Raw genomic sequence first — 15,613 nt, forward strand, 5'->3', positions numbered from 1 at the left:
TAGTGTGGAAAACGGCGCAGCCTTTTCCACCTTAGGCTCAGGTGCCGGGGTTTCCCTCACCCCAGCCCTCTCCCAGAGGGAGAGGGAGTATTTCGGAGCGCGACCTTGGCCGCCGTAGCCACGTAGCGTGGAAAGCGGCGCAGCCTTTTCCACCTGAGGATTGGGTGCCGGGGTTTCCCTCACCCCAGCCCTCTCCCAGAGGGAGAGGGGATATTTCGGAGCGCGGCCTTGGCATCGTAGCCACGTAGCGTGGAAAACGGCGCAGCCTTTTCCACCTGAGGATTAGGTGCCGGGGTCTCCCTCACCCCAGCCCTCTCCCAGGGGGAGAGGGGGTATTTCGGAGCGCGGCCTTGGCACCGTAGCCACGTAGCGTGGAAAACGGCGCAGCCTTTTCCACGTGAGGATTGGGTGCCGGGGTCTCCCTCACCCCAGCCCTCTCCCAGAGGGAGAGGGGGTATTTCGGAGCGCGGCCTTGGCACCGTAGCCACGTAGCGTGGAAAACGGCGCAGCCTTTTCCACCTGAAACTCAGGTGCGAAGGGTGCCCTCTCCCCGAGGGAGAGCGAGGTACAGCTTCAGCGTACTACCCCTTCCTCGCGCAACACCTTGAAGATGGCGGCTGCTGCCGCTTCCGGGGTCAGGTCCTTGAGGACCTGGCCGCCATCGCCCGAGGCCTTGGCCGTCGCGGCCTTGAAGCGGTCGGCGGCGGTCTTGGCCTTGATTACCTTGAGACGCTTGGGGCGGGCCTTGGCGGGTTGCAGTTCGCCGCTTGCGAACAGGCTGTCCTGTACCACCTCGGTGGTCTCCACCTGCAGCTCGCCACGGCGGGCGGGGCCGAAGGCGCTCTGGCGGGGCGAGGGCGCGGCGCTGTCGACGCTGGCGACGAAGGGCAGACGCACCCGCAGCCGCCGCCGCTGACCACGCGGCAGGGCCTGGAGCACGGTCGCCTGGCCGCCTTCCACGGCTTCCACCGCGGCGAGGCCGACCACCAGGGGCCAGCCGAGGGTTTCGGCCAGCAAATAGGGCAACAGGCCGGAGCCCTCACCGGTTTCCGCCTGGCTGCCCGTCAGCACCAGGCCGGCACCGACGTCACGCAGGGTATCGCCGAGCGCCGGCAGGGCATCGGCGCCCGCCGGCTGTTCCAGCACGTGCAGAGCCGGCACGCCCATGCCCAGATAGCCGCGCAGGGCCTCTTCGGCGGGGTTACCGGCATGCAGCACGCGCAGACGTTCGCCGACCAGGCGCAGGCCGAGTTCCACCGCGCGGGCATCCTGTTCCGCCCGCCGTGCCCGCCCGGAGGTCGGGTGAGCACCAACGGAGACCAGGGCCACGACATTGACGCCGTCCAGCGACGGCAGCTTCTGCTCAAGCGACATCCTGCAACTCCTCTGCCCGCTGTTGTTCGACCAGCCGCGCCAGGGCGGCCAGGATGGCGTCACCGTTGCCGATCACCGACAGATCGGCACGCTTGACCATGTCGCAGCCCGGATTGGTGTTGATGGCGATGACCTTGTCACAGCTGGCGATGCCCTGCAGGTGCTGCACGGCGCCGGAGATGCCCACGGCCAGATAGACCCGGGCGGTGACCCAGGTACCGGTGGCGCCGACCTGGCGGTTGCGCGGCATATGGCCATCGTCCACCGCCACCCGCGAGGCGCCCTCGGTGGCACCCAGTAGCGCGGCGGTGCTGTGGAACAGCTCCCAGTCGCGGATGCCGTTGCCGCCGGAGAGAATGAATTCGGCTTCGCCCAGGGGGATCTGCATGGGATCGACCGCCACCGGGCCGAGATCCTCGATGCGCGACAGGTGACGGGCGATGTTGCCTTCCAGCTGCACGGGCATGACTTCGTGGCGGGTCTCGCCGACCGGCTCCGCGCACTCCGGCAGGGCCAGGACCAGGCGCGGCAGCGGCTGCTGCAGATCCTGGCGACCGGCACCGGCGCGGCCGGTGACCAGGCCGTCCTTGACCTGCCAGACACGGGTAGCAGGACGCTCGTGCAGGGCCGCGCCGAGGCGCCGACCCAGTTCACCGCCACCACTGCGGCTGTCGGGCAGCAGCCAGTGGCGCGGCTGCAGTTCGTTGTTGACCGCGCGCAGCGCGAGTACCCGCTGTTCGGGGGCATAGCCCTGGAATTGCTCGCCTTCCAGATGCAGCAGGCGATCCACCCCGGCGGTGTCGAAGACGGTTTCCTTGACCTCACCAAAGACCACCGCCAGCACCGCGCCCTCGGCGCCGGCCAGCTGCCGGGCCAGGCCCAGCAGGTCGCGGTCGTGGGCGGTCAGGCGACCGCTGACCAGGTCCGGCACCACGGCGATGTAGAAGGCCGGCTCGGCGATCCGGTGCAGGGGCAGCTGTTCTTCCACTGCCTGGGCAGCGCCACGACGGCCGCCGCCCTGCTGGGCGCCACTGCGGTCGATACGCTTGACGCCCTGGGGGCCAACGAAGCCGGCGGCAGCGGCGTGGGGATTCTTGCGGACCAGGCCATTGGGGCCCATCCAGCGGCTTTCGGCATCGGCACTGCTGGCGATACTTGCGTGCAGCGGATGCAGACGGTTGCGCGCGATCCACTCGCGGCGCGGGTCGCGACGAATGATGCTCATGCTGTGCGCTCCGTGTGGGAATGTTGGGCGATGGGCGTGGTGGCCCCCTCACCCCAGCCCTCTCCCCTGAGGGGAGAGGGGGTGAAAAGCGACTGGACTGCCCGGACGCAGGTAGCCATCCCCTCTCCCCCCGGGGAGAGGGTCAGGGTGAGGGGACCACCAGTCGCACTCACGACAAGGCCTCCGCCACCGGCCGCCGCGCGGCGGCCGGCTTGCTGTCCACTGGTGCCTCGACGATGGCTTCGGCCACCAGCTCGGCGATGTCCTTGATCTCCGGACGCGGGGCGACCACGCCTTCCAGCATCAGGGTGCACTGAGGACAGCCCACGGCCACCAGCTCGGCGCCGGTTTCCATGATGTCGGCCATGCGCATGTCGGGAATCCGCTGCTTGCCGGGGATATCGGTGATGGGCGCTCCGCCGCCACCGCCGCAGCAGCGCGAACGGAAGCCGGAACGCTCCATCTCCTTGACCGCGATGCCCAGCGCCTTGAGCACCGCGCGCGGCGCCTCGTACTCGCCGTTGTAGCGGCCCAGGTAGCAGGGATCGTGATAGGTGATGGTGGCGCCCTGCTCGGCCAGCGCATGCTGCCCGAGATGCAGGGAGCCACGGCTGAGCAGGGTCTCGATGAAGGTGCTGTGGTGCTGCACCTGGTAGTGGCCGCCCAGATCGCCGTATTCGTTCTTGAGCATGTGGAAGCTGTGGGGATCGCAGGAGACGATGGTCTGGAAGCGATACTGGCTCAGGGTCTCGATGTTGCGCTTGGCCAGTTGCTGGAAGGTGGCCTCGTCACCCAGACGGCGGGCCACGTCGCCGCTGTCGCGCTCTTCCAGGCCGAGCACGGCGAAGTCCACCTTGGCCGCCTTGAGCACCTTGACGAAGGCGCGCAGGGTGCGCTGGTTGCGCATGTCGAAGGCGCCGTCGCCAACCCAGAACAGTACCTCGGCCTGGCCCTTGTCCTTCATCAGCGGCAGGTCCAGGTCGGCGGCCCAGTTCAGGCGACCACCGGGGGCGAAGCCGCCGGGGTTGTCGGTGGCGATGAGATTCTCCAGCACCTCGGCGCCCTTGTTCGGCGTCTCGCCGCGCTCCAGGGTCAGGTGACGGCGCATGTCGACGATGGCATCGACGTGCTCGATCATCATCGGGCATTCCTCGACGCAGGCACGGCAGGTGGTGCAGGACCAGAGGGTCTCGGCGTCCACCAGGGCCTTGCCCTGACGCGCGACGATGGGCAGGTGCGGACCACCCGCGTGCTCGCCGACCGGCTTGCCCGGATAGGGCGAGCCGAAGTAATGGGCATCGCTGCCGCCCTTGAGGCCGACCACCATGTCCTGGATCAGCTTCTTGGGGTTGAGCGGCTGGCCGGCGGCGAAGGCCGGGCACATGGCCTCGCAGCGACCGCACTGGACGCAGGCGTCGAAACCGAGCAGCTGATTCCAGGTGAAGTCAGCGGGCTTTTCCACGCCCAGCGGCGCCTTGGGATCGTGCAGGTTCAGGGCCTTGAGGCCACTGGAGCGGGCGGCGCTGGCGTTGTGTGGCGTGCTGAAGCGCTCGGCGCGACGGTGCCAGGCCAGGTGCAGGGCACCGGCGAAGGCGTGCTTGATGGGGCCGCCCCAGGTCATGCCGAGGAACATCTCGGATACGCCCCAGGCCACACCGACCGCCAGGACCGCGGCCAGAATCCAGCCGCCAAAGCCTTCCGGGAGGATACCGGCGACCGGCAGGGTGGCGATGAAGAAGCTTGCGGCAAAGGCCAGCAGGCTCTTGGGCAGACGCATCCAGGGGCCCTTGGACAGCCGCGCCGGCGGATCGCGACGGCGCTTGGCAACGAACAGGGCGCCGGTGAACATGCAGGCAGTGGCCGCCAGCAGCGCCCAGCCGAGGATGCGGCTGTGCAGGCCGAAGCCGTGCACCAGGATGGCCAGCAGGGCAGCCAGGACGAAGCCGCCAGCAGTGGCCACGTGGGTCTTGGAGATGTACTTGTCGCGGTCGACCACGTGGTGCAGATCCACCAGGTAGCGCCGCGGCATCTTCAACAGCCCGCCGAGCCAGTCGACCTCGGCCGGACGCCCTTGCCGCCAGAGACTGAAACGCCGCACGGCGCCGATCACGGTGAGGGCCAGGGCGGCGAAGAGCAGGATGGGGAGGATGGTGTTCAACATCGATCTATCCTCACAGGGCGGGCCCCGCAGGCGCGGCCGGGGTAGCGAAGCGCCGGGGGCCGCAGAAGGTGAGCTATCGCGGCCATGGGCCGCTCCTACGAGGGACGTTCGGAGCCTGTAGGAGCGGCCCATGGCCGCGAATTTTCGAGCAGCGATTAGGCCGTCTTAGAAGTCCTTGCACAGGCGCAGGGCGTCGTAGATGGCGGCGTGGGTGTTGCGCTGGGCCACGCAGTCACCGATCCGGTAGAGCAGGTAGCCGTTGCCGGCCTCGCCGAGCGCAGGCTGCGGCTCGATGGCGAACAGCGCCTCGATGTCCATCTGGCCCTTGTTGCGCGAGTCTTCCTTGAGGGCGTAGTAGAGCCCCTCGTCCGGCCGTACGCCGTTCTCGATGACGACCTGGTCGACCACGCGCTCCTCGCGGGCGCCGGTGTATTCGTTCTCCAGCACCGCGATCTTCTTGTCGCCCTCGGCGTAGACCTTTTCCAGCATCAGGTCGCCGGTCATGATCACTTCCTTGGGATAGAGGCTGCGGTAGTAGGTCGGGAAGGTGGTCCCGCCGATGGCCACGCCCGGCTTGATGTCGTCGGTGACGATTTCCACCTGGGCGCCCTTGTCGGCCAGATAGTCGGCCACGGACATCCCGGTGAATTCGCAGATGGTGTCGTACACCAGCACGTTCTTGCCCGGCTCGACCTTGCCCGAGAGGATGTCCCAGCTGCTGACGACCAGGCCCTCGGCGGCATGCCAGTGATCGACCTGCTCCAGGAAGGGGTGGCCGCCGTTGGCCAGGATGACGATATCCGGTCGCAGGTCGAGGATGGTCGCCGGATCGGCAGCGGTGCCCAGGCGCAGGTCGATGCCCAGGCGCGTCAGCTCCAGCTGGTACCAGCGGGTGATGCCGGCGATCTGGTCGCGCTGCGGGGCGCGGGAGGCCAGGGTGATCTGGCCACCGAGCTGCTCCTGCTTCTCGAACAGGGTGACGTCATGGCCGCGCTCGGCCGAGACGCGGGCGGCCTCCATGCCGGCGGGACCGCCGCCAACGACGACCACCTTGCGCTTGGGCCCGGTGGACTTCTCGATGATGTGCGGCAGGCCCATGTATTCGCGGCTGGTGGCGGCGTTCTGGATGCACAGCACGTCCAGGCCGTTGTACTGGCGGTCGATGCAGTAGTTGGCGCCGACGCACTGACGGATCTGGTCGATCTGGCCCATCTTGATCTTGGTGATCAGGTGCGGGTCGGCCATGTGCGCACGGGTCATGCCGACCATGTCGACATAGCCGCCTTCCAGGATGCGGGTGGCCTGGTTGGGGTCCTTGATGTTCTGGGCGTGCAGCACCGGGACATCGACCACTTCCTTGATGCCCGCGGCCAGGTGCAGGAAGGGCTCCGGCGGATAGGTCATGTTGGGGATGACGTTGGCCAGGGTGTTGTGGGTGTCGCAACCCGAGCCGACCACGCCGATGAAGTCGAGCATGCCGGTGTCGCTGTAGTACTTGGCGATCTGCTTCATGTCGTCGTGGGACAGGCCGTCCGGGTGGAATTCATCCCCGGTGATGCGCATGCCGACGCAGAAGTCGTCACCGACCTCGGCGCGTACGGCCTTGAGCACCTCCAGGCCGAATCTCATGCGGTTCTCAAAGCTACCGCCCCACTCGTCGGTACGCTTGTTGACGCGCGGCGACCAGAACTGGTCGATCATGTGCTGGTGCACGGCGGACAGCTCGACGCCGTCCAGGCCACCGGCCTTGGCCCGGCGCGCGGCCTGGGCGAAGTTGCCGATCACCCGCCAGATCTCTTCCGGCTCGATGGTCTTGCAGGTGGCGCGGTGCACGGGCTCGCGGATGCCCGACGGCGACATCAGGGTCGGCCAGTGGCCGCCATCCCAGCGCGAGCGGCGCCCCATGTGGGTAATCTGGATCATGATCTTGGCGCCATGCTTGTGCATGGCATCGGCCAGATTCTGGAAGTGCGGAATGATGCGGTCGGTGGCCAGATTGACCGAACTCCACCAGTGCTGCGGGCTGTCGATGGCGACCACCGAGGAGCCCCCGCAGATGGCCAGGCCGATGCCGCCCTTGGCCTTTTCTTCGTAATACTTGACGTATCTGTCGGTGGTCATGCCGCCGTCGGTGGCGTAGACCTCGGCGTGAGCCGTGGAGAGCACGCGGTTACGGATGGTGAGCTTGCCGATCTGGATCGGCTGGAACATTGCTTCGAAGGCCATGACCTTCTCCTCGATCGGCTGGTGCGCGGTCTTGAGCCGCGCTCTTGCTCTTGGGTGTCGCGGGGGTGGTGGCGACCGGGTCGCCCCCCACCCGCTGGAGTGACGTTACTTCGGACGGGTGACGAACAGGCCGTCGTCATGGCCTTCTTCGGAGCCGCTGTATTCCTGCACGGTGACGGTGCGGATGGCACTGCCCTTGGCGGCCAGGATCTGGTCGATGGCACCGGAGAACCAGCCGGTGAACATGTAGTCCACCTTGCGATTGACCTTGCCGTAGACGTAGACGAAGGCGGAATGCTTGAGCTTGACCTCGGCGTAGCCGGTTTCCAGGTCGAGCTTCTGGGTTTCGAACAGGCCCCAGCCGCGCTGCGACAGGCGTTTCATGTAGTGCTCGAATACCGCGGCGCCGTTGATGCCATGGCATTCGGCTTCCTTTTCGCACCAGTGCCAGGCCGACTTGTAGCCGGCCTTGTAGAGGATCTCGGCGTACTTGTCGGCGCCCAGGACTTCTTCGATGCCCATGTGGTTGTTGACGAAGAAGTGCCGAGGTACGTACAGCATCGGCAGGGCGTCGGTGGTCCAGACGCCGGTTTCGTCGTCGACCTGGATGGGCATTTCGGGGGCGTGGCTGGCCATGCGGATACTCCAGAACAGAGGGTCGTAGGTCGGGTTGAGCGCTAGCGAAGCCCGACGATCACAAAGGGGTGGAAAGGGTTCGTCGGGATCATTCGCCCCAGACTTCGCCGAGGATGCGCATCCAGTTCTCGCCCATGACCTTGCGCACGGTGCGCTCGGGCATGCCGCGCTTGAGCAGGGTCTCGGTCAGGTTGGGGAATTCGCCCACGGTGCGGATGCCCAGCGGGTTCACGATCTTGCCGAAGTTGGTCAGGCGGCGGGCGTAACCCTTGTCGTGGGTCAGCCACTCGAAGAAGTCATGGCCGTGGCCCTGGGTGAAGTCGGTGCCGATGCCGATGGAGTCTTCGCCGACCAGGTTCATCACGTACTCGATGGCTTCGGCGTAGTCGTCGATGGTCGAGTCGATGCCCTTGGCCAGGAAGGGAGCGAACATGGTCACGCCGACGAAGCCGCCGTGATCGGCGATGAACTTGAGTTCTTCGTCCGACTTGTTGCGCGGATGCTCCTTGAGGCCGGAGGGCAGGCAGTGGGAGTAGCAGACCGGCTTCTTGGATTCGAGGATGACTTCCTCGCTGGTCTTGGAGCCGACGTGGGAGAGGTCGCACATGATGCCGACGCGGTTCATCTCGGCGACGATCTCGCGGCCGAAGCCGGACAGGCCGCCGTCACGCTCGTAGCAGCCGGTGCCCACCAGGTTCTGGGTGTTGTAGCACATCTGCACGATGCCCACGCCGAGCTGCTTGAAGATCTCGACGTAGCCGATCTGGTCTTCGAAGGCATGGGCATTCTGGAAGCCGAACAGGATGCCGGTCTTGCCCTGGGCCTTGGCCTGGCGGATCTCGGCGGTGGTGCGCACCTGGACCACCAGGTCGCTGCACTCGCGGATCAGCTTCTGGCTGGCGGCGATGTTGTTGACCGTCGCCTGGAAGCCCTCCCATACCGAGACGGTGCAGTTGGCGGCGGTCAGGCCACCCTTGCGCATGTCTTCGAAGAGTTCGCGGTTCCACTTGGCGATGATCAGCCCGTCGATGACGATGCTGTCGGCGTGGAGTTCGGTGGCATTCATGACGGGCTCCGGCGTAGGTCTCGCGCCGGAACGGGTGCCGGCGATTCGAGGCCAGCATAGCCCCGGGGTTCCGGCCGACCGGATGCAAAAACGACAGGGGTATCACCAGAAGCGTCAGGCCTGAGCGCGCGCTAGCGGTCAGCGACCGTGGCGAGCTCGTCCGCCGACAGCCGGCCCTCGCGGCGGGGCCGATCCTCCCGCGGACTCAGGCCGAAGCGCTGCCGGTAGCAGCGGGAGAAATAGGAGGCGGACTCGAAGCCGCAGGCCAGAGCCACGTCCAGCACGCTGGCCTCGCCCTGCTGCAGGAGCTGGCGCGCCCGGTCCAGACGCAGCTGCAGATAGAAGGTGGAGGGCGTCGTCTGCAAGTAGAGCCGGAACAGCCGCTCCAGCTGGCGGCGGGTCACCTGGATGCCGGCGGCCAGCTCCAGGGTGCCCAGGGGCGTCTCGGTGTGGCGCTCCATGCGCTCCACCACGCGGATCAGCTTGGAGTTGGCGATGCCATAACGCTGGGCCACCTGGAGCCGCTGGTGCTCTCGCGGCGGGCGGATGCGGCCCAGCACGAATTGCTCGGAGACCTGCACCGCCAGCTCGCTGCCGTGGCTGCGGCCGATCAGCTCCAGCAGCAGATCGAGACTGGCCGTGCCGCCGGCGCAGGTGATGCGGCCGCGGTCGATCTCGAACAGCTCGCCGGTCACCGCCAGCTGCGGCCAGGCTTCGCGAAAGGCCGCCACCGCCTCCCAGTGCAGGGTGATCCGGTGGCCGTCCAGCAGCCCGGCACGGGCCAGCACCAGGGCGCCGGTGTCGATGCCGCCCAGGGGATGGCCGTGGCGGGCGACCTGACGCAGCCAGCCGGCGAGGCCATCGTCGTAATGGGCCAGGGGCTCGAAACCGGCCACCACGAACAGGGTGGTACCCGGCGCCAGCGCGTCCAGGCCGCCGTCGACATTGACCGACATGCCGTTGCTGGCCGTCACCGCCGCCCCGTCACGTCCGAGGATGCGCCAGTCATAGCTGCCCGGACGGAAGCGATTGGCCACCCGCAGGGGTTCCAGGGTGGCGATGAAGCCCAGGGCGGAAAAGCCGGGCAGCAGGAGAAAGGCAAAGGACTGCGGCATGGGTGGGGCGTCCTCGGTAACGATCCGCTTTGGCAAGCAAGAAGGTCGCCAGGGTGCAAATTCCGGTCGTCGGGCTGCGCATGCCGCTCCGGCAAGGCGCCTAGGGTAGAAGGCACCGGCAGTCATCCTCGGCCCGCCGACCCAGGGAGTTCGCCATGCCTAACAAGACCTTTCATGCCACCTTCCTCGCCTGCGGCCTCCTCGCCGCCACCCTAGGCAGCGCCCGCGCCGCCGATCCCGACAGCTGCCAGACCGTGCGCCTGGGCGTCGTCGGCTGGACCGACGTGGTCGCCACCAGCGCCCTGGCCGAGGTCATGCTCGAAGGCCTCGGCTACGGGGTCAAGCCGACCACCGCCTCGCAACAGATCATCATGGCGGCCATGGGCGACAAGAACCTGGATGTCTTCCTCGGCTACTGGCAGCCCACCATGCAGCCGGTGGTGCAGCCCTTCGTCGACAAGGGCCAGGTCAAGGTGCTGACCCCGCCGTTGCTGGCCGATGCCCAGTCCACCTTCGCGGTACCCGAGTACGTCTACCAGGCCGGCCTGAAGACCTTTGCCGACATCGCCCGCTTCAAGGACAAGCTCGGCGGCAAGATCTACGGCATCGAGCCGGGTAGTGGCGCCAATCGCGGCACCGCCGAAATGATCAAGACCGATCGCTTCGGCCTCAAGGACTTCCAGCTGGTGGAATCCAGCGAGGCGGGCATGCTCACCGCCGTGCGCCGGGCCGAGAAGCGCAAGGAGTGGATCGTGTTCTTCGGCTGGAAGCCGCACCCCATGAATCTGCAGATCAAGATGCGCTACCTGACCGGCAGCGAGGATGTCTTCGGCCCCAACGAAGGCCAGGCCACGGTCTCGGTGGTGACCACCGCCGACTATCCGCAGCGCTGCCCCAATGTCCAGCGCCTGCTCGCCAACCTGCACATGGACAGCGCCGAGGTCAGCGCCGTGATGGCCCCCATCCTGGAGCGCACCGCACCCAAGGACGCTGCGCGCGCCTGGCTCAAGAACAACCCGCAACGCCTCGACGCCTTCCTCCAGGGCGTGACCACCCGCGCTGGCCAACCCGCCGCCATCAAGCTCTGATCGCCCAAGGACAGACCCCATGAACACCGATGTCATCGTCACCTGCGCCCTGACCGGTGCCGGTGATACCGTAGGCCGCAATCCCCATGTTCCCGTCACCCCGGCAGAGATCGCCGCCGCCGCCCTGGAGGCCGCCCGCGCCGGCGCCACCGTGGTGCATGCCCATGTGCGCGACCCCGCCACCGGCAAGCCCAGCCGCGACGTGGCCCTCTATCGCGAGGTGGTCGAGCGCATCCGCGAGGCGGACGTCGACATCATCGTCAACCTCACCGCCGGCATGGGCGGTGACCTGGAGATAGGGCCAGGCGAGACACCCACCGACTTCGGCCCCGGCTCGGACCTGGTCGGTCCCCTCACCCGCCTGCTGCACATCGAAGAGTTGCGCCCGGACATCTGTACCCTGGATTGCGGCACCCTCAACTTCGGCGACGGCGACTTCATCTATGTCTCCACGCCCGCGCAACTGCGCGCGGGGGCCAGGCGCATCACCGAACTGGGAGTGAAGGCGGAACTGGAGATCTTCGACACCGGCCATCTCTGGTTCGCCAAGCAGTTGCTCAAGGAAGGCCTGCTGCAGGACCCGCTGTTCCAGCTGTGCCTGGGCATTCCCTGGGGCGCCCCGGCCGACACCGCCACCATGAAGGCCATGGTCGACAACCTGCCGCCGGGCGCCTGCTGGGCCGGCTTCGGCATCGGCCGGATGCAGATGCCCATGGCCGCCCAGGCCATGCTGCTGGGCGGCAACGTGCGCGTCGGCCTGGAAGACAATCTCTGGCTGGACCGGGGCGTCCACGCCACCAACGGCAGCCTGGTGGAGCGGGTCATCCAGATCATCGAACGCCTGGGCGGGCGCGCCCTGAGCCCCGCCGAGGGCCGGACGAAAATGCAGCTGGGAGGTGCGCGATGAGCGACGTCTTCGCCGCCCTTGGGACCGGCGTGATCGGCGCCGGCTGGATCGCCCGGGCCCTGGCCCACGGCCTGGAGGTGCGCGCCTGGGACCCGGCACCCGGCGCCGAAGCCGCCCTGCGCACCCGCCTGGCCAATGCCTGGCCGGCGCTGGAGGCCCAGGGCCTGGCGCCCGGTGCCAGCCTGGACCGCCTGACGTTCCATACCGATCTGGACGCCGCGGTCGCCACTGCCGACGTCATCCAGGAAAGCGCCCCCGAACGCCTGGAGCTCAAGCGCGAACTGCATGCCCGGGTCAGCCGTGCGGCGCGACCCGACGCCCTGATCTGCTCCAGCACCTCGGGGCTGCTGCCCAGCGATTTCTATGCCGAAGCCCTGCACCCCGAGCGCTGCCTGGTGGGCCACCCGTTCAATCCGGTCTATCTGCTGCCGCTGGTGGAGGTGGTGGGCGGCAGCCAGACCTCGACGGCCAACCTGGCGCGCGCCGAGGCCTTCTATCGCGAGCTGGGCATGCGGCCGCTGCGGGTGCGCAAGGAGGTGCCTGGCTTCATTGCCGACCGCCTGCTCGAAGCCCTGTGGCGCGAGGCCCTGCACCTAGTCAACGACGGGGTCGCCACCACCGGCGAGATCGACGACGCCATCCGCTACGGCGCCGGCCTGCGCTGGTCGTTCATGGGCACCTTCCTTACCTACACCCTGGCCGGCGGGCCGGCGGGCATGCGCCACTTCATGCAGCAATTCGGCCCGGCGCTGAAGCTGCCCTGGACCTACCTGGAAGCTCCGGAGCTGACCGACGGCCTGATCGACGCCGTGGTCGAGGGGACCCAGGCCCAGCAGGGCGACCTGGAACTGGCGGCGCTGGAGCGCTATCGCGACGACTGCCTGCTGGCGGTGCAGGCGGCCATCGCCGGGTGCAAGGCGCGCCACGGCATCTTGGATTAGGAGCGGCCATGATCATCCACCGTACTTCGGTCGCCTCCGAGTGGGTCGACTACAACGGCCACCTGCGCGACGCCTACTACCTGCTGATCTTCAGCCATGCCAGCGACGCCCTGATGGACGCCATGGGCCTGGACGCCGCCGGTCGCGCGGCCAGCGGACACTCGCTGTTCACGCTGGAATGCCACCTCAACTTCCTCCACGAGGTGAAGGCGGACGCCCAGCTGGAGGTGCGGGTGAGGTTCCTGGCCCTGGACGCCAAGCGCCTGCACCTGCACTTCGGCCTCCATCACCAGGGGCAGGCCGAGCTGCTGGCCGCCTCCGAGCAGCTGCTCCTGCACGTCCACCTGGACGGTCCCCGCTCCGCGCCCTTCGCGCCACGGGTGCACGACTGGCTGGCGACCCGGCTGGCGGCGCAGCGGGAGGAGCCCTGGCCGGAGCACGTCGGGCGGGTCATCGGCCTGCCCCCGTCCCGGCGATGAGAACACCGCCGCTGTCCACGGACATGGCCGCCTTCGTCGCGGCCAGCCAGGCCTTCGCCACCCAGGATCCGGACATCACCGTCCAGCGCCAGGCCTATGCCCGGCTCTGCGCGGCCCTGGCGCCAGCGGACTACCAGGGGCTGGCGATCAGCGATCACCGTGCCGATGGGGTACCGCTGCGGCTGGTGGCGCCACTGAACGCCCGCGCCAACCACCCCGCCCTGCTCTATCTGCACGGCGGTGGCTGGATGCTCGGCGACCTGGATTCCCACGGCTTTCTCGCGGCGCGCCTGACGCGGCGACTGGGGCTGGCGGTGCTGCTGGTGGACTATCGCCTGGCGCCGGAGCATCCCTATCCTGCGGCCCTGGACGATGCCCGGCGGGCCTGGGACTGGCTGCAACGTGAGGCTCAGGCACTGGGGTTGGACGAGCGCCGGCTGGCGGTGGCCGGTGACAGTGCCGGCGGCAATCTCGCCGCGGCCCTGTGCCTGGCGCTGCGCCAACAGGGTCGTGCCCAGCCTCGGGCCCAGGTACTGATCTATCCCGCGCTGACGGATCGGGTGCTGCCCAGCGAGCGCCATCAGGCCCAGGCACCGCTGCTGAGCGCGACCGACTGGCGGGCTTGTCTGGATACCTATCTGCCCCGCCCGGAAGATCGCCGGGATCCCCTCGCCTTGCCGCTGCAGGCTGACGCTTTCAGCGGGCTGGCACCCGCCCTGGTCGCCGTGGCGCGGCGCGATCCTCTGGCTGACCACGGCCGCGCCTATGCTGCCGCCCTGCGCGCGGCGGGTAACTCCTGTCGGCTGTGGGAGGGCGCCGGCCTGCTGCACGGTGCACTGCGCGCCCAAGGCCGGCGCGCCGAAGCCCTGCGCTGCGCCCTGGAGCGCTTTCTCGGCGGCGAACTGGGCTTGGTACCCGCGGCCAACCTGTCAAAAGACAAAAAAAAACCTCAACCGCTGGAGACGGAAGAGGTTCAAACGCCCTGATGGGCCTCAGTGTGTAACCGTGGATTGCTCGCTCTGGAAGCGAACAACCGCAAAATATCGTGGATAGGGCGCATTCTAACGGCGAACGTCGGTTTTGACCCTGCGGCAGATTGTCCAGGCAGGGCGTCGTAATAAACCTACATTGCCTGGCTGGCCGGCGAGGCGCTTTCCAAAAACGACATCGGGCTATGCGGCGACGCCAGCCCGGCTTGCCGTCTGCGACGCCAATGGGAGAATCCAGGCATTCCACCTGAGAGGGCAGTGCCATGATGATCGCCGACTTGATCGACCAGGACGACTTCCGCGACCGCCTGCGTGCGCTGGGTTTCAACGTGACGCCCGCGGCAACCGCGGACGAAGCCTGTCGCCAGGCCGTGACCGGGCTCAACCAGGAGCGTGCCCAGGCCCTGCGCCAGCTGATCCAGGAATTGCTGTCCGGCAGCGCGGCGCTGCTGCCGGCGGTGCGCCAGGCCATCGACCAGCAATTGCTGCCGGCCCTGGCCCCGACGCGTGCCTAGCGGATGCTAGGGTCGCAGCAGACTCAGGCGGCCCAGCACCGGTAGCCGTCCCAGGCCACGCAGGGGTGGTGCCAGCAAGCGCTCACCCTGGCGGGCGAAGACGGCGGCCAGCGGCGTGTGCAGGCCCAGGCTGATGACGCCCAGGGCCAGCGCCAGGCCGCCGATGTAGTCATCCGAACCCCAGTGGGCGCCGGCCACCAGGCGCGGCAGCATGAACAGCACCGCCAGCGCGGCCACCACCAGGCGGCGTCCGCCGCGGGTGAAGTGCGCCATGAACAGTGCCCAGAGCAGCAGCACCGAGGCATGGTCGCCAGGAAAGCTGGCGCCGGACCTGTCCTTCAATTCCCAACCATGCTCCAGCCCAGGAAAGCGATCGCTGAGCAGATAGGCGCCCGGGAGCACGTCGGACGGGCTGGAATGCTGCAGGCCCCAGGCTTCGATGCCCTTGGTCAGCAGGGTGCGCACGATCAGCAGGATCACCAGCAGGCCGATGAAGGTCGCCAGCGCCGGTCGTACCTGATGGGTCGGATAAGCCCAGCCGCCGCGAACCAGCAAGGCCAGCAGCACCAGCCCGACCAGGGCATCCACCGGTCGCAGGCTGAAGAAGGTCCAGAGATAGAGCCAGGCGGTGGAGTGCGCCAGGGGCGCGTTGAGGGCATGGAACAGCCCGGCATCGAACGCCAGCAACTGGATCCGAACGGCGGGAATGAGCCAGAGCACGAGCAGGCCCAGGGCGAGTCCCTGGGAGAGCGCCAGTCGGCGCCACTGCCAGGTGGCGGTGAAGAGTGGAGCGTTCATCGAGGTCTCTTTTCACGAAAATTTCACGAATAGACCGATTCCACCTCGATGGCGTCACACTTTGTTACCGACAGAAGACGCAACACTCCTTTG

Annotated in this window: 14 protein-coding genes; 6 read left to right on the top strand and 8 right to left on the bottom strand. The window is 67.8% G+C overall.

Annotation, left to right across the window (positions count from 1 at the left end):
- Positions 1–573: 573 nt before the first annotated feature.
- From etfB to ACUCV0_RS11795, 7 genes are all read right to left on the bottom strand, one after another.
- A complete protein-coding gene (etfB, locus tag ACUCV0_RS11765) occupies positions 574–1,374 on the bottom strand; it encodes an electron transfer flavoprotein subunit beta (RefSeq protein WP_059313103.1) in 801 nt (266 codons plus the stop codon).
- Positions 1,364–2,599 carry an electron transfer flavoprotein subunit alpha gene (gene etfA, locus ACUCV0_RS11770; protein ID WP_482212774.1) on the bottom strand — a complete coding sequence of 412 codons (1,236 nt, stop codon included), beginning with the start codon at positions 2,597–2,599 and terminating at the stop codon, positions 1,364–1,366. Before etfA ends, etfB begins: the two co-directional genes overlap by 11 nt.
- Positions 2,600–2,768: 169 nt before the next feature.
- Complete coding sequence (dgcB, locus tag ACUCV0_RS11775; RefSeq protein ID WP_482212775.1) at positions 2,769–4,760, bottom strand: dimethylglycine demethylation protein DgcB; 1,992 nt, start codon at positions 4,758–4,760, stop codon at positions 2,769–2,771.
- Positions 4,761–4,925: 165 nt separating this feature from the next.
- Complete coding sequence (gene dgcA / locus ACUCV0_RS11780; protein ID WP_482212776.1) at positions 4,926–6,986, bottom strand: dimethylglycine demethylation protein DgcA; 2,061 nt, start codon at positions 6,984–6,986, stop codon at positions 4,926–4,928.
- Positions 6,987–7,091: 105 nt separating this feature from the next.
- Positions 7,092–7,622 carry a DUF5943 domain-containing protein gene (locus tag ACUCV0_RS11785; protein ID WP_059313100.1) on the bottom strand — a complete coding sequence of 177 codons (531 nt, stop codon included), beginning with the start codon at positions 7,620–7,622 and terminating at the stop codon, positions 7,092–7,094.
- Positions 7,623–7,710: 88 nt separating this feature from the next.
- Positions 7,711–8,688, bottom strand: coding sequence for a dipeptidase (locus tag ACUCV0_RS11790; RefSeq protein ID WP_058791813.1), 978 nt, complete (start codon positions 8,686–8,688; stop codon positions 7,711–7,713).
- A gap of 131 nt (positions 8,689–8,819) precedes the next feature.
- A complete protein-coding gene (locus ACUCV0_RS11795) occupies positions 8,820–9,803 on the bottom strand; it encodes a GlxA family transcriptional regulator (protein WP_482212777.1) in 984 nt (327 codons plus the stop codon).
- Positions 9,804–9,958: 155 nt separating this feature from the next.
- Between ACUCV0_RS11795 and choX the strand changes: the two genes are divergently transcribed.
- From choX to ACUCV0_RS11825, 6 genes are all read left to right on the top strand, one after another.
- On the top strand, positions 9,959–10,891 hold the full coding sequence (gene choX, locus ACUCV0_RS11800) for a choline ABC transporter substrate-binding protein (protein WP_482212778.1): 933 nt from the start codon (positions 9,959–9,961) through the stop codon (positions 10,889–10,891).
- Positions 10,892–10,910: 19 nt separating this feature from the next.
- Positions 10,911–11,798: a 3-dehydrocarnitine:acetyl-CoA trimethylamine transferase CdhC gene (cdhC, locus tag ACUCV0_RS11805; protein ID WP_017641584.1), complete on the top strand. Its 888-nt coding sequence runs from the start codon at positions 10,911–10,913 to the stop codon at positions 11,796–11,798.
- Complete coding sequence (locus ACUCV0_RS11810; protein ID WP_482212779.1) at positions 11,795–12,739, top strand: L-carnitine dehydrogenase; 945 nt, start codon at positions 11,795–11,797, stop codon at positions 12,737–12,739. The genes cdhC and ACUCV0_RS11810 overlap by 4 nt, the downstream gene beginning before the upstream one ends.
- Positions 12,740–12,747: 8 nt before the next feature.
- Positions 12,748–13,218, top strand: coding sequence for a thioesterase family protein (locus tag ACUCV0_RS11815; RefSeq protein WP_482212780.1), 471 nt, complete (start codon positions 12,748–12,750; stop codon positions 13,216–13,218).
- On the top strand, positions 13,215–14,204 hold the full coding sequence (locus tag ACUCV0_RS11820; protein ID WP_482212781.1) for an alpha/beta hydrolase: 990 nt from the start codon (positions 13,215–13,217) through the stop codon (positions 14,202–14,204). Before ACUCV0_RS11815 ends, ACUCV0_RS11820 begins: the two co-directional genes overlap by 4 nt.
- A 266-nt stretch (positions 14,205–14,470) precedes the next feature.
- On the top strand, positions 14,471–14,722 hold the full coding sequence (locus ACUCV0_RS11825; protein ID WP_093253588.1) for a hypothetical protein: 252 nt from the start codon (positions 14,471–14,473) through the stop codon (positions 14,720–14,722).
- A gap of 6 nt (positions 14,723–14,728) precedes the next feature.
- Here the strand turns inward: ACUCV0_RS11825 and ACUCV0_RS11830 are convergent, their stop codons facing one another.
- Positions 14,729–15,520: a phosphatase PAP2 family protein gene (locus ACUCV0_RS11830; protein ID WP_482212782.1), complete on the bottom strand. Its 792-nt coding sequence runs from the start codon at positions 15,518–15,520 to the stop codon at positions 14,729–14,731.
- Positions 15,521–15,613: the final 93 nt, after the last annotated feature.

It is taken from the genome of Pseudomonas sp. VMV1 (assembly GCF_056790235.1).

Excerpts from the sequence above, each read along its gene's own strand:
- etfB (WP_059313103.1), bottom strand. The coding sequence starts at position 1,374 with ATGTCGCTTGAGCAGAAGCTGCCGTCGCTGGACGGCGTCAATGTCGTG.
- etfA (WP_482212774.1), bottom strand. The coding sequence starts at position 2,599 with ATGAGCATCATTCGTCGCGACCCGCGCCGCGAGTGGATCGCGCGCAAC.
- dgcB (WP_482212775.1), bottom strand. The coding sequence starts at position 4,760 with ATGTTGAACACCATCCTCCCCATCCTGCTCTTCGCCGCCCTGGCCCTC.
- dgcA (WP_482212776.1), bottom strand. The coding sequence starts at position 6,986 with ATGGCCTTCGAAGCAATGTTCCAGCCGATCCAGATCGGCAAGCTCACC.
- ACUCV0_RS11785 (WP_059313100.1), bottom strand. The coding sequence starts at position 7,622 with ATGGCCAGCCACGCCCCCGAAATGCCCATCCAGGTCGACGACGAAACC.
- ACUCV0_RS11790 (WP_058791813.1), bottom strand. The coding sequence starts at position 8,688 with ATGAATGCCACCGAACTCCACGCCGACAGCATCGTCATCGACGGGCTG.
- ACUCV0_RS11795 (WP_482212777.1), bottom strand. The coding sequence starts at position 9,803 with ATGCCGCAGTCCTTTGCCTTTCTCCTGCTGCCCGGCTTTTCCGCCCTG.
- choX (WP_482212778.1), top strand. The coding sequence starts at position 9,959 with ATGCCTAACAAGACCTTTCATGCCACCTTCCTCGCCTGCGGCCTCCTC.
- cdhC (WP_017641584.1), top strand. The coding sequence starts at position 10,911 with ATGAACACCGATGTCATCGTCACCTGCGCCCTGACCGGTGCCGGTGAT.
- ACUCV0_RS11810 (WP_482212779.1), top strand. The coding sequence starts at position 11,795 with ATGAGCGACGTCTTCGCCGCCCTTGGGACCGGCGTGATCGGCGCCGGC.
- ACUCV0_RS11815 (WP_482212780.1), top strand. The coding sequence starts at position 12,748 with ATGATCATCCACCGTACTTCGGTCGCCTCCGAGTGGGTCGACTACAAC.
- ACUCV0_RS11820 (WP_482212781.1), top strand. The coding sequence starts at position 13,215 with ATGAGAACACCGCCGCTGTCCACGGACATGGCCGCCTTCGTCGCGGCC.
- ACUCV0_RS11825 (WP_093253588.1), top strand. The coding sequence starts at position 14,471 with ATGATGATCGCCGACTTGATCGACCAGGACGACTTCCGCGACCGCCTG.
- ACUCV0_RS11830 (WP_482212782.1), bottom strand. The coding sequence starts at position 15,520 with ATGAACGCTCCACTCTTCACCGCCACCTGGCAGTGGCGCCGACTGGCG.